Annotated in this window: 10 protein-coding genes; 5 read left to right on the top strand and 5 right to left on the bottom strand. The window is 48.9% G+C overall.

Annotated elements, in window-relative coordinates:
• The first annotated feature begins 331 nt into the window (after window positions 1-331).
• Window positions 332-1687 carry a B12-binding domain-containing radical SAM protein gene (locus tag E1B03_RS17255; protein ID WP_133086638.1) on the top strand — a complete coding sequence of 452 codons (1356 nt, stop codon included), beginning with the start codon at window positions 332-334 and terminating at the stop codon, window positions 1685-1687.
• A gap of 191 nt (window positions 1688-1878) precedes the next feature.
• Complete coding sequence (locus tag E1B03_RS17250; RefSeq protein ID WP_133086637.1) at window positions 1879-3411, top strand: HD domain-containing protein; 1533 nt, start codon at window positions 1879-1881, stop codon at window positions 3409-3411.
• 67 nt (window positions 3412-3478) lie between these two features.
• Here E1B03_RS17250 and hcr read toward each other — a convergent pair whose 3' ends face one another.
• The 4 genes from hcr to aqpZ all read right to left on the bottom strand — a co-directional run bounded on the left by hcr (window position 3479) and on the right by aqpZ (window position 8003).
• Window positions 3479-4447 (bottom strand): NADH oxidoreductase, encoded by a 969-nt coding sequence (hcr, locus tag E1B03_RS17245; protein ID WP_133086636.1) that lies wholly within the window; start codon window positions 4445-4447, stop codon window positions 3479-3481.
• A gap of 10 nt (window positions 4448-4457) precedes the next feature.
• Entirely contained in the window at window positions 4458-6110 is a 1653-nt protein-coding gene (gene hcp / locus E1B03_RS17240) for a hydroxylamine reductase (protein WP_103770522.1), read from the bottom strand.
• A 155-nt stretch (window positions 6111-6265) separates the two neighbouring features.
• A complete protein-coding gene (locus tag E1B03_RS17235; protein WP_103770523.1) occupies window positions 6266-7165 on the bottom strand; it encodes a LysO family transporter in 900 nt (299 codons plus the stop codon).
• A 142-nt stretch (window positions 7166-7307) separates the two neighbouring features.
• Complete coding sequence (gene aqpZ, locus E1B03_RS17230; RefSeq protein ID WP_003840208.1) at window positions 7308-8003, bottom strand: aquaporin Z; 696 nt, start codon at window positions 8001-8003, stop codon at window positions 7308-7310.
• Window positions 8004-8374: 371 nt separating this feature from the next.
• On the opposite strand from aqpZ, the gene E1B03_RS17225 reads away from it, so the two are divergent.
• Window positions 8375-10033 carry an ATP-dependent endonuclease gene (locus E1B03_RS17225; RefSeq protein ID WP_133086635.1) on the top strand — a complete coding sequence of 553 codons (1659 nt, stop codon included), beginning with the start codon at window positions 8375-8377 and terminating at the stop codon, window positions 10031-10033.
• Here E1B03_RS17225 and E1B03_RS17220 read toward each other — a convergent pair.
• Window positions 10030-10974, bottom strand: a complete 945-nt coding sequence (locus E1B03_RS17220) for a VirK/YbjX family protein (protein WP_133086634.1) — start codon at window positions 10972-10974, stop codon at window positions 10030-10032. The genes E1B03_RS17225 and E1B03_RS17220 overlap by 4 nt on opposite strands.
• Before the next feature lie 160 nt (window positions 10975-11134).
• Here E1B03_RS17220 and macA point away from each other — a divergent pair, with 160 nt between their 5' ends.
• Window positions 11135-12250, top strand: coding sequence for a macrolide transporter subunit MacA (gene macA, locus E1B03_RS17215; RefSeq protein ID WP_133086633.1), 1116 nt, complete (start codon window positions 11135-11137; stop codon window positions 12248-12250).
• Window positions 12247-14193 carry a macrolide ABC transporter ATP-binding protein/permease MacB gene (gene macB / locus E1B03_RS17210; RefSeq protein WP_133086632.1) on the top strand — a complete coding sequence of 649 codons (1947 nt, stop codon included), beginning with the start codon at window positions 12247-12249 and terminating at the stop codon, window positions 14191-14193. The genes macA and macB overlap by 4 nt, the downstream gene beginning before the upstream one ends.
• The last annotated feature ends 44 nt before the right edge of the window (window positions 14194-14237 follow it).

The following is a 14237-nucleotide window of genomic DNA, read 5'->3' as shown; positions in this document are numbered from 1 at the left end:
TTCGGATAGGGATCGTACTGCACAAACTCAGGATCCGGATGAGTTATAGGAACGGCAGAAAAACAGGATTCGTGGATGACGTTTGCGATGAAGGATAGGTGAGCAGACAAACAGCGTCGGCATCAGAACTAAAATAAATATGTTTAGTGGTAATCATTATCTAAGCAAAGAAAATAAATGTTAACATTACGTGTGATTATATATCATTCAATGATGATTCAATTTTCTATGTGTCATGTCAATTTTTTGTCTGTTAATTTGATGACAATTTGATGATAATCGGTGCTATATATAAAAGTAGGGTAATCAAATTATTTTAGTTAAGGATCATATGAACACGGTATTCTTTATTTCTGCTGGTCAATTAAGGATCAAGAAAGAAAAAAACATCTCCAATCAGAAAAATATGTATCTGAATTATGGGCTTCTTTCCCTTGCTACAGTTGTGAGTCGTGCGGGATATCACTCATCTGTTTTTCATGGGGATTTTTCCTCGCCAGAGGTTTTTTTTGCAGAGTTAATTTCAAATGGGGTGTTAGAAACGCAGTATCCCATTTACATATCCATTCCGAGTTATTATGCTTTGACCTGGGCGCAAGAACTAACCTCTCTTCTCAAAAAACAAATAAATAATAAGATTTATATAGGTGGTCGCTGGGTAATTGATGATGATAAGGAGAAGTTGAAAGCCGAGTTTCCTTTCGCTGATGAAGTGATTTCAGGGATGGGGGAAAATAAAATATTGGCAACTATAACAGGTGTTGATGATTATACTGACTACCGTCATCAGCCTTTGGATTATTCATTGCTGAATAACCGAAGATATTACCAACCAAGCATAGAGGTTTCCAGAGGTTGTGGTAAAGGTTGCGTGTTTTGCCAGGAAAAACATGAGCCATTAGGCTCGTTAAAGTCGCCGAAATCAATAATAAATGAATATAATCAGTTATTACTGAAAGATGAACTGCGAGAGATGACGCCTTATTTTGAGGCTTCCCTTTTTTCTCCCACAGAAGAATGGTTGAAGGAATTGATTGATGAAAGAAGTAAATGCAAACCGTTCTTCTGGCGTGCGGAGTGTCGTGTTGATTCGCTACCCAACAAAATAATCCCACTTTTGGCAAAAGCAGGTATGGGGGTAATCGACCTTGGTCTGGAAAGTGCCAGCCCAGCTCAGCTACGCAAAATGGAAAAGGCAAGGCGACCCGAAAACTATTTGAAAAGAGCGTCTGAGCTATTAAAACTTTGCCACGAAAATGGTATCAAAACTAAAGTTAATATTATGCTGTATGCTGGAGAAAGTATTGATTCAATTACAGAAACACGTGAGTGGTTAGAAAAGCATAGACCATATATTTATGGGGTTTCATGTGGCGTTGTATCTGCGTTTGGTTGGGATGATAATAAACAGGAATTTATTGATAGTCTATGTCAACATGGTGCCTCTATTTGTGAAGAAGAAAGTTTTTTAGGTGTCACAAATTTCCATCTTAGTGAAACATTGACCTATCAACAGAGCGTAAAGGAAGCTAAGAAACTCTCTAAAGAATTCATGTCCATAGAAAATTTCTTTTATTTAAAAGCGTTCTCCTACTATCCAAGAAATTATACGTTCGAACAATTCAAAGAAGAAATCGAGATCGAACGCGGAAATTATAGCTTTGCATATGAATGGACGCAGTCTTAATGGACCATACTACCTGTTAATGTTTAGGTGACTGGTGGTCATTCATCACAATTTCGAATCAACATCGGCAAATAATAATGTCTGATGCCAAAAAAATGTTGACCTAATTCGTTTGATGAGTGAAGTTATTGAGTCTAAATATGAGCATCCGATCATTTAATTAAATAATTTTGACTGTGGAGATTCTAACGATGAGTATTGAAAATGAGTTAGCGCGAAAGATTCTTGATCCGATACATGGCATTATACGTTTGACGGCAACAGAAATTGATTTTATCAACCACCCGCTATACCAACGCCTACGTAATATTAAACAAAATTCTTTTTTGTATAAAGTATTTCCATCTGCAGTTCATAGTCGTTTTGAACACTCTTTAGGTGTTCTTCATTTATCGTATGAAATACTGCAAAACTTGCATCTCAATGCTATTCGTTATGGAAAAAAATATAATGATGGACATGTGTTTAGCGGAATAAATGCGATCCCCGCGCACAATGTTCAAGAGTTGAGGCTTGCCGCGCTGATGCATGACATCGGGCATGGTCCTATGTCTCACCAATTTGATAGTTTCATGCCGAATAAAGAGCAGTTAACTGCTCTTATAGATGATGAGTATCATGATATTCTCAAAGTGCTAACCTGTGAGAAAGAACAGGTTGAACACGAACAATTATCTTTGATATTCACTCTTGTAATATTCAATGAACTAAAAAAAGAAGGTAAAATAAGTCCGGAAGTAAAAGTTGACAATATCTTTAAAGTAATAGATAAAAGATATGGAAATCAATCTATTGTAACGACAGTAAATGACAGAGAAGTGGATATCCTTCCGTTGATGACTTCGATAATATCATCATGCCCAATAGATGCAGACAGAATGGATTATTTGCTTAGGGATAGCTATTTTTCTGGTGTTAAATGTGGTATCTATGATTATAATCGCTTGTTTATGTCTGTAGTGCCTGTCGAAGAAGATGGCAAAATATATCTTGCCTATAAGGAAAGTGGTATAGATTCTATCGCTGAGTTTATTGGTGCGCGTTCTGGTTTATTCGCCCAGGTTTATTTTCATAAAACCAATCGAGCATTTTCATCAATGCTAAATAAATTATGTGAGAATATGCTGGAAAAGCATAATGAAAACCTTATTATCTCAGACCTTAACGATGAAAATGTACTTGAACTAGATAAGAGAGGGATTGATTCATTAGGCGAGTTTTATATTAACTGTAGTGATGATTATTTTTTGAATGAAAAGGTTGCAGAGTGGGTTGAGATAACTGAAACCGAAGGCATAAATAAGAAAATACTGGACGATATTATTAATCGACATCCATGGTCGAAAATTTATGAAGCCAAGCATTTCCTTAAGGATGCCAGTATTACAGATAAGGGAAATGGAAAGTTAAAGGAAAATTTGCACGCTAAGTTAACTCCTATTCTGGAGCGCTATTTAGAACAACATCAATATGCAATTGATGTTGTATCCGATAATGCATTTAAAGATATTGACAAGACCGAAGTGAAACTGTTGGTCAAGAACATTGATAATACCTATAAAACAAAGTCATTAGACCAGTGTGGTGATAAGTTGGATCAATATCAAAGTATCAAATATTTTATTCGTGTATTCGTCGATCGTGATATAAAAAAATCATTACCTTCCGATCTAATTAGTGAGATTAATGAGGCCGTGATGACGGAAATAGCGTGTCCTGATTGAGCCGACATGCCGTAAAAAAAGCCATCTGATTTAATCAGATGGCTTTTTTACATCAGGTTTTAAACAATTACGCCAGCACTAAGTCACCCTGCGGATGGCAGGAGCAGGCCAGCACATAACCTTCAGCGATTTCTGCGTCGGTCAGCGTCATGGTGCTGCTGACCGTGTAGTTACCGTCAACCACTTTGGTTTTGCAGCAGCCGCATACGCCCGCGCGGCATGCGGCGACAACCGGAACTTTATTGCTTTCCAGCGCCTCCAGCAGCGTACTACCCACCGGCGCATAAAACGCTTTCGCTGGCTGCAGTTTGGTGAACTTCAGACCGCTGGTGGCTGCTTCAGCCACCGGGGTGAAGAACTGTTCTTTAAAGAAGCGCGTCACGCCCAGCGCTTTGACTTCTTTCTCGACCAGATCCATATACGGTGCCGGGCCACAGGTCATCACGGTGCGCGAGGCGAGGTCCGGAATGCTTTGCAGCAGTTCGGTGGTCAGTCGACCGGAAACAAAGCCATGGGTCGCGTTATTTTCGGCAACCAGCGTGACCGGATACTGACGCCACTCTTCGGCAAAAATGACATCTTTTGGCGAGCGCACGTTAAAGATAACCTGCACATCGACCTCTGGACGGTACTTTGCCAACCAGCGACGCATTGACATGATTGGCGTAACGCCACAGCCGGCGGCCAGCATCAGGAACTTGTCCTCCGCTTTATCTTCACAGGTGAATTCACCCATTGCATCGGACAGCCAGATATAGTCGCCGCGCTTCACGTCGCGGGTTAACCACTGTGAGCCTGCGCCATCGTCAATCCGGCGGATGGTCAGCGTGATGTATTCGCTAACGCCCGGCGTTGAAGAGATGGTGTAAGCACGCAGCGTGTCCGCTGAATTACGTACGCTGACCAGTGCATACTGCCCGGCGCGGTACGGATAATAGTCGTGACACAGCAACGAAATTGTCCATACATCCGGCGTTTCCTGATGGATGTGATGAACCTGCATCCGCCATGGGCACTGATGAGTTGGCATTGTCATTCTTTACTCCTTACGCGCTCAGCAATTGCTTCATGTCTTCTTCAACGGTGGTCACGGAACGCAGACCAAACTTCTCGTTGAGAACGGCCAGCAGGTCCGGTGTGAAGAAGCCTGGCGCAGTCGGGCCTGTGACGATGTTTTTCACACCCAGAGACAGCAGAGTCAGCAGAATCACAATCGCTTTCTGTTCGAACCAGGAGAGCACCAGAGATAGCGGCAGATCGTTCACCCCACAGCCCAGTTTCTCAGCCAGGGTCACCGCCAGAATGATGGCAGAGTATGCATCGTTACACTGACCGGCATCCACCAGACGCGGCAGACCTTCGATATCGCCGAACTCCAGCTTGTTGAAACGGTATTTACCGCACGCCAGGGTCAGGATCAGGCAGTCGTCCGGCACGCTGGTTGCGAAGTCGGTGAAGTAGTTACGTTCACCGCGAGCGCCGTCACAACCGCCTACCAGGAAGATATGACGCAGTTTTTCGCGGCTGACCAGGTCGATCAGCGTATCAGCAGCGCCCAGCAGGGTCTGACGACCGAAACCTACGGTGATCAGGTGCGGAATTTCGCTATACGGGAAGCCAGCCATTTGCTGTGCCTGTGCGATAACCGGACCGAAGTTGTCACCTTCGAGATGGCTCACACCCGGCCAACCGACAATGCTGCGGGTCCAGATACGGTCGTCGTAGGCGCCAACGGTTGGGTCGATGATGCAGTTAGAGGTCATCACGATTGGACCTGGGAAGCGGGCGAATTCAACCTGCTGATTCTGCCAGCCGCTGCCGTAGTTACCGATCAGGTGTTTGAATTTACGCAGTTCCGGGTAGCCGTGTGCTGGCAGCATTTCACCGTGGGTATAGACGTTAACGCCGGTGCCTTCGGTTTGTTCCAGCAGGTTGTAAAGATCTTTCAGGTCGTGACCGGAAATCAGGATGCACTTACCTTCGGTAGCTTTTACGTTGACCTGAGTCGGGGTCGGGTGACCGTATTTGGTGGTTTCACCGGCGTCCAGAATGCTCATCACTTTGAAGTTCATCTGGCCGATTTCCATTGAACACTCCAGCAGAGCGTTCATATCGGAAGGCCAGGTACCCAGCCACGCCATGATTTTGTGGTATTGAGCATAGATATCGTTGTCGTACTGACCGAGAACGTGCGCGTGCTCCATGTAAGCTGCTGCACCTTTCAGGCCGTACAGGCACAGCAGACGCAGGCCGAGAATGTTCTCGCCGATGGCTGCTTTGTCTTTGTTCGGGGTAAATTCAGCGGCCTGACGCTGCAGGTCGCCCAGGTCGTCGCTGACCAGTTGCAGATCGGCCATCGGGTTGGTGACCGTTGCGTTCGCGTCGATGTTCAGACATTGCGCTTTCAGGGCGTCGCGCATGGCGATAGCTTCACGGGCATAGCCAACAATACGTGGAGAATCGAAGTTTACGTTGGTCAGCGTGGAGAAGAACGCACGCGGCGCAAAGTTATCAACCTCATGGTCGATGATGCCGTATTCACGTGCTTTAACAGCCCATGCAGACAGACCTTGTAGGGAAGCAATCAGCAGATCCTGCAAATCGGAGGTTTCAGCCGTTTTACCGCACATACCCTGCGCGTAAGAGCAGCCGTTTCCTGCCGGAGTACGGATGGTTTGTTCACATTGCACACAAAACATGGTCACACCTTTTAAAGTTATATTTAATATACATGTTTAAGGTTATGCCTGTGCGCGAAGGGATAAAAGGGATTTCTGCTACAACTTGCAGGGAGATTGATTTAGCGCAATTTTGGCGGTAGCCGACTACCGCCAGAGAGGTATTTGTTCGGGTATCAGGCGGAGAAAAACGCCATCAGCAGAGGCACTAACAGACTCAGAATAAAGCCGTGCACGATGGCTGCCGGAACCATCTCGAGACCGCCGCTGCGTTGTAAAACGGGCAGTGTGAAATCCATTGATGTCGCGCCACATAGCCCCAACGCGGTAGAGCGACTACGGCCTACCATTCCCGGAATCAACATAATGGCGATCAGTTCACGGGCCAGATCGTTAAAGAAAGCGGCACTACCAATCACCGGCCCAAACGATTCGGTCAACAGAATACCGGACAGGGAATACCAGCCAAAACCTGACGCCATCGCCAGCGCCGTTTTCACCGGCAGGCCGAGAATCAACGCATTGATAACCCCCGCCAACATCGAACTGGCGACGACGACAACCGCAACAATCATTCCCCGGCGATTAAGCACAATTTGCTTTAAGGTCATACCGCTGTTGCGCAGTTGGATCCCCACCAGGAACAGTAAAAAGATTAATGTATATTCGCTGGCTTCGGTGGCGTGCTGCAAAATGGAAAGACCGGTGAGGCCGAGCAGGAAGCCGACGACAACGACGCCACAAAGCTGGAGCGACTCAAGCGCCATTGCGATTCGCGAGGGGAGCTTTTCTTGCTTGTGGTTATGTCGCCACGGCAGAGAACGTTCCAGCCAGAACAGTGCCGCGATATTACACAGCATAATCACCGTCACGCTGACGGCAGAATAATGAAGAATGGCTAACAGGTTGCTGGTGAGGTTATCCAGAAACGCCAGGCTGATACCCATAAAAAAGAGAATAAGGTAAACGATCCAGCTCAACAGGCGATTGATAAGTTTTAATGCAGCCCTGTGTCGAAGCGGAATAAGGTAGCCCACAATAAGGGGAACCAGAATGATTAACAGCCCTGAAAACATGAAAACCCGGTCCTTGCTGAGAAGTAAAACGAAATGCGCCTGCACACACTACTGAAAGCAAAGAGGGGAGTAAAGTTGCAAATAAAAGGAAATATAGCGAGGAAAAAAAGGCCTGACTTTCATCAGGCCTTTTTGTTAGCGATTAATCGCGTTTTTCGAGCAGGGTACGGTAAATAAGACCGCCGAGGACCCCACCGATAATCGGCATAACCCAGAAGAACCACAATTGCTGTAACGCCCAGCCGCCCTGGAAGATAGCGACAGCGGTGCTACGAGCCGGGTTTACCGACGTGTTGGTAACCGGAATACTGATCAAGTGAATCAAGGTTAACGCCAGACCGATCGCAATGGGTGCAAAACCTGCCGGAGCATGTTTATCTGTTGCGCCGTGGATCACTAATAAGAAACCAGCGGTCAGAATAATTTCAATTACCACGGCAGAAAGCATGGAATAACCGCCTGGTGAATGTTCACCAAAGCCGTTTGAGGCAAAACCACTGGCAGTGGCATCAAAACCCGCTTTACCGCTGGCAATAAGATACAGTGCCGCAGCGGCGACAATACCGCCCACTACCTGAGCAATAACGTAACCAATAACGTCTTTTGCCGGGAAGCGACCGCCTGCCCATAAACCGAAGGTTACTGCCGGGTTAAAGTGACCACCGGAAATATGACCTACGGCGAATGCCATGGTCAATACGGTCAGACCAAATGCCAGTGCGACACCTGCAAATCCAATACCCAACTCCGGGAATGCTGCGGCCAGAACTGCGCTACCGCACCCACCAAAGACGAGCCAAAACGTACCGAAGAATTCGGCTGCTAATTTCCTGAACATAACCACCTCAATTAAAAGTTCCGGGTTCGTGTTCCTTGCCCGGTAATTCATCGCTAAAAGGGACGATGATGAAAGAGCGGGTATTTTAGAAAAAAACATCATCCCTTCGCCAGTTAAATTGATGAAAAAATTTGATTTAAGGCAATATGTTGTGATTCCTTTTTGAATATTGGATGAATGAAGCATAGTTCAATTAGCAAAAAGGCGATGATTGAGTTCTGAAATAATATTCCGGGGAAAACATAAGGAGAATTTTCTTAATTTTTTTGCCTTGGCGATTATTACCCGGATGATATCGGGTGTCCTGAGCACCCGCTTACCGTTATACTCCTGATAACTTGAAGGAAAAAGTTAGCATTTCCGGAGGCTATATGATTCTCGAACGCGTTGAGATTGTTGGATTTCGTGGTATTAACCGTCTGTCGTTGATGCTGGAGCAGAGCAACGTGCTGATAGGGGAGAACGCGTGGGGTAAGTCCAGTCTGCTGGATGCCTTAACCCTGCTGCTGTCGCCGGAAACTGATTTGTACCACTTTGAGCGCGAAGATTTTTGGTTCCCGCCGGGCGATATACAGGGCCGGGAGCATCATCTGCACATTATTCTGACGTTTCGGGAGTCTCAACCGGGACGCCACCGGGTGCGTCGCTATCGTCCTCTGGAAGCCTGCTGGGCGCCGTGCCAGGATGGGTATCACCGCATTTTCTATCGTCTGGAAGGCGAGTGTGCGGATGACGGTAGCGTTCTGACGTTACGCAGTTTTCTTGATGGCGAGGGCCATCCGTTCGCTCTTGACGACATCAACGATATGGCGCGACACCTCGTGCGTCTGATGCCGGTTCTACGCCTGCGCGATGCGCGGTTTATGCGGCGGATCCGTAACGGAACGGTGCCGGATTCGGCAGATGTCGAAGTGACCGCGCGGCAACTGGATTTTCTGGCGCGCGAGCTGGCTACCCGACCGCAAAACCTGACTGATGGGCAGATACGTCAGGGACTCTCGGCTATGGTACAACTGTTGGAGCACTATTTTTCTGAGCAGGGTTCAGGTCAGTCTCGCTATCGTTTGATGCGCCGTCGTTCCAATAATGAACAACGGAGCTGGCGCTATCTGGATATTATTAACCGCATGATTGATAAACCCGGTGGACGCACGCACCGGGTGATCCTGTTGGGACTGTTTTCCACGTTGTTGCAGGCTAAAGGCACGCTTAGGCTGGATAAAGACGCCCGGCCCTTACTGTTGGTAGAAGACCCGGAAACGCGTTTACATCCTATTATGCTGTCGGTTGCGTGGCATCTGCTGAATCTTCTCCCTCTGCAGCGGGTGGCAACCACCAATTCCGGTGAACTGTTGTCCCTAACGCCTGTGGAACATGTCGTCCGTTTGGTACGTGAGTCATCCCGCGTCGCCGCCTGGCGGCTTGGGCCGGGTGGGATCAGTGCAGAAGATGGTCGACGAATTGCCTTTCATATTCGTTTTAATCGGGCATCGTCGTTGTTTGCTCGCTGCTGGCTATTGGTCGAAGGTGAAACGGAAACCTGGGTCATAAACGAACTGGCCCGCCAGTGCGGACACCATTTTGATGCGGAAGGTATCAAAGTGATTGAATTTGCCCAGTCCGGTCTTAAGCCGCTGGTTAAGTTCGCCCGCCGGATGGGAATCGAGTGGCATGTGCTGGTCGATGGTGATGAAGCCGGGAAAAAGTATGCGGCCACGGTACGTAGCTTACTGAATGACGACAAAGAGGCAGAGCGTGAGCATTTGACCATGCTTCCCGCGCTGGATATGGAACACTTTATGTATCGCCAGGGGTTTGCTGACGTCTTTCACCGGGTAGCGCAAATTCCGGAAAACGTGCCCATGAATATGCGCAAAATTATCTCGAAGGCCATACATCGGTCGTCAAAACCGGATTTGGCCATTGAGGTAGCGATGGAGGCTGGGCGGCGCGGCGTTGACGCGGTGCCAACGCTGCTGCGCAAAATGTTTTCCCGCGTGCTGTGGCTGGCACGCGGCAGAGCAGATTAGTGGCGAAACATCGACGACAACTGTAGGTGGATGCTGTCCAGTAGCTGATAGCGGCGGCGGTATTCTGCGCGTTTTTTGCTGGCAATTTCCGCCTCGGTTTTTCGCGCCATTGTGCGAGGGATATGGTAGTAGCCGTGGCTGTCGCACTCGCCGCCAACCGACTCCCAAAATGCGTTGTAGTCGGAAAGGATCACCTTGTTTTTATCGTGGTAACGCGCACTGCGAAAGATATGTTGTTCATTGCTGACCGCCATGACCTTTTCGATATTCAACTGTTCTGCTAAACGGCAAATGACTTCCATAATAATACGTTTGGGGAAAATTCCGTGACAGGACTTCGTCGCTTTTTGTATTGCTTCATGTGGAAGTTGCGAATTGCCCTGTACGCCGCCAATGAATAACGTACTTTTCCCATTATATTCGCAGAACGTAAATGTCATTTTGGTCAGCACTTCTCCGTCACCATTTTGCACCTGAATGGTGCTTTCTCCCTCTTTATCCAGTACCGGGAACATCATCATGGTTACGGTAAATAAATCGTCTTTGCCTTCAATTTGCGCCAGCCTTAAGCCGTCATTGCTTAATAAGGCGCTTAATTCAGCGGGTAAGAATGCGTGGTGGATAACATGGTAATGAAAACGCACCGCATCTAAACGCATTTTACGAGTGAAGTTTGCGGCAAGGTAAGGGCGGTGTAACCGAACCGGCAAGCGGGGCTGACGGGCGAGCAGGTTTTCTAGATCCGGCCATTGGGCGAGTTCTGTCATCCATTCCTGAGTGAGGCGAGGTATCAACAGAGAACGCCAGATAAACTTACGACGAAAGCTGCGTTTATCCCAGCAATGTGCAGGTCGTAAATGACCTCTACTCAGGCTGTAAAAAAGTCCAAAGCTGGTAACGGGTTTGGTGGAAAGAAAAGTGCTGTCAGTTAGCTGGCTCATAATAACAATCCGATGGATACTCTGGTACTAATTTCAGCACAGCGGATCTTAACCATTCATCAATAACTCTGTTATTCTTGCGTTTTTCAACGGCTATTTATTTAACGTTGATGTTTAACACTTCACTCTGGTGGACGTATTGGGGGAAATTGGGACATTTATGAAGCTCAAGGGAAAAATCAAAAAACGCTATTTTCTCTTCGCCATCATCCTTATTGTGGTGGTAATTGCACTTTGGCGAACGCTTAATGCGCCTTTACCTCAGTATCAAACATTAATTGTTCGTCCAGGCGATCTGCAGCAAAGCGTACTGGCTACCGGTAAGCTGGATGCGCTGCGTAAAGTTGACGTCGGGGCGCAGGTCAGCGGGCAGTTAAAAACGCTGTCGGTCGCGATTGGCGATAAAGTAAAAAAAGATCAGTTGCTCGGCGTTATCGATCCTGAACAGGCGCAAAACCAGATTAAAGAGGTGGAAGCGACGCTGATGGAATTACGCGCCCAGCGTTTACAGGCTGAAGCCGAGTGGAAACTGGCGCGGGTAACGCTTGCTCGCCAGCAGCAACTGGCGAAAACCCAGGCGGTCTCACAGCAAGATCTCGACACCGCAGCCACCGAAATGGCGGTAAAACAGGCGCAAATCGGCACAATTGACGCACAAATTAAGCGTAATCAGGCCTCTCTCGATACCGCAAAAACCAACCTTGATTACACCCGCATCGTCGCGCCAATGGCTGGCGAAGTAACACAAATAACAACCCTGCAGGGGCAAACCGTTATTGCAGCCCAGCAGGCACCTAACATTCTGACGCTGGCAGATATGAGCACTATGCTGGTGAAAGCACAGGTTTCCGAGGCAGATGTGATTCACCTGCATCCTGGGCAAAAGGCCTGGTTTACCGTACTGGGCGATCCGCAGACGCGCTACGAAGGTAAGCTCAAAGATGTGCTCCCAACGCCAGAAAAAGTAAATGATGCGATTTTCTACTATGCCCGTTTTGAAGTGCCTAACCCGAAAGGGATCCTGCGCCTGGATATGACCGCGCAGGTCCATATTCAGCTCACGGATGTCAAAAATGTCCTGACCATCCCGCTGTCGGCGCTGGGCGATCCTATTGGCAACAACCGCTATAACGTCAGGCTGCTGCGCAACGGCGAAACCCGTGAGCGTGAAGTGGTTATCGGCGCGCGTAATGACACCGATGTGGAGATCGTGAAAGGGCTGGAAGAGGGGGATGAAGTCATCACCGGCGAGGGCAACGCTGGAGCGGCTAAATGACGGCATTGCTTGAACTGAGCCATATCCGCCGCAGCTATCCGTCAGGCGAAGGACAGGTCGAGGTGTTGAAGGACGTATCCTTGAGCATTCAGGCCGGGGAAATGGTAGCGATTGTCGGGGCGTCTGGCTCGGGGAAATCGACGCTGATGAACATTCTCGGCTGTCTGGATAAGCCCACCAGCGGTACGTATCGGGTTGCCGGGCGCGATGTCTCCACGCTGGATAGCGATGCGCTAGCGCAACTACGTCGCGAGCATTTTGGTTTTATCTTTCAGCGCTATCATTTGCTGTCGCATTTAACCGCCGCGCAAAACGTTGAGGTACCCGCGGTCTACGCTGGCACCGAACGCAAACAGCGCCTGGCGCGTGCGCAGGAACTCCTTCAGCGGCTGGGGCTGGGCGACAGAGTTGACTACCAGCCTTCTCAACTTTCCGGTGGTCAGCAGCAGCGGGTCAGTATTGCGCGTGCGCTGATGAACGGGGGGCAGGTGATCCTCGCCGATGAACCTACCGGCGCGCTGGACAGCCATTCCGGCGAAGAGGTGATGGCGATTTTGCATCAGTTGCGCGATCGCGGACATACGGTGATTATCGTCACTCACGACAGCCAGGTTGCCGCGCAGGCTGAACGTGTCATTGAAATTCGCGACGGCGAGATTGTGCGTAATCCACCGTCGCAGAAACCCTCTGGCGGGCGCGATATCGCGGAGCCAACGGTGAAAACGGCGTCCGGCTGGGGGCAGTTTGTCAGCGGTTTTCGCGAAGCACTTACCATGGCCTGGCTGGCAATGGCCGCGAATAAAATGCGAACGCTGCTGACCATGCTTGGGATCATCATTGGTATTGCTTCGGTGGTGTCGATCGTGGTGGTAGGCGATGCGGCGAAGCAGCTGGTGCTGGCAGATATTCGCGCTATCGGTACTAATACTATCGATATCTATCCTGGCAAAGATTTCGGTGACGACGACCCGCAATATCAGCAGGCGCTGAAGTATGACGATTTAACGGCGCTGCAGAAGCAGCCGTGGGTGAGTTCGGTGACGCCTGCGGTGTCGAAGAATCTGCGGCTACGCTATGGCAATATCGACGTGGCAGCCAGTGCTAACGGTGTTAGCGGCGACTATTTCAATGTTTATGGCATGACGTTTAGCGAAGGGACCACTTTTAACGCAGAACAGTTGGCGGGCCGCGCTCAGGTGGTCGTACTCGACAGCAATACCCGGCGTCAGTTGTTCCCCAACAAAGCGAAAGTCGTTGGCGAAGTCGTGCTGGTGGGGAATATGCCTGCCACGGTGATCGGCGTTGCAGAAGAGAAACAGTCGATGTTTGGCAGTAGCAAGATCCTGCGGGTCTGGCTGCCTTACAGCACTATGTCAGGGCGAATTATGGGGCAGTCGTGGCTGAACTCGATCACCGTGCGAGTGAAGGACGGTTTTGATAGTGCCCAGGCCGAGCAGCAGCTCACCCGACTGTTGACGTTGCGCCACGGTAAGAAGGATTTCTTCACCTGGAACATGGACGGCATCTTGAAAACCGCCGAAAAGACCACACGTACATTACAACTCTTCCTGACGCTGGTGGCGGTGATTTCGCTGGTGGTCGGTGGGATTGGCGTGATGAATATTATGCTGGTTTCGGTCACCGAGCGAACGCGCGAGATTGGTATTCGTATGGCGGTTGGCGCTCGCGCCAGTGACGTGCTGCAACAGTTCTTAATTGAAGCGGTGCTGGTGTGTCTGGTGGGCGGCGCGTTGGGCATTAGCCTGTCGATGCTGATAGCCTTTACGCTTCAGCTATTCCTGCCTGGCTGGGAAATAGGTTTCTCACCCGTCGCCTTGTTGACGGCGTTCCTGTGCTCAACCGCAACCGGGATTTTGTTTGGCTGGCTACCCGCACGAAATGCGGCGCGGCTGGATCCGGTAGATGCCCTGGCGCGGGAATAATGTCACTGAGATAAAAATGCCAGCCGCAAGGGCTGGCATTTTGA

The organism is Citrobacter arsenatis (genome assembly GCF_004353845.1).
Taxonomy (GTDB): Bacteria; Pseudomonadota; Gammaproteobacteria; order Enterobacterales; family Enterobacteriaceae; genus Citrobacter; species Citrobacter arsenatis.
This window is presented reverse-complemented; position numbering and strand designations above follow the sequence as displayed.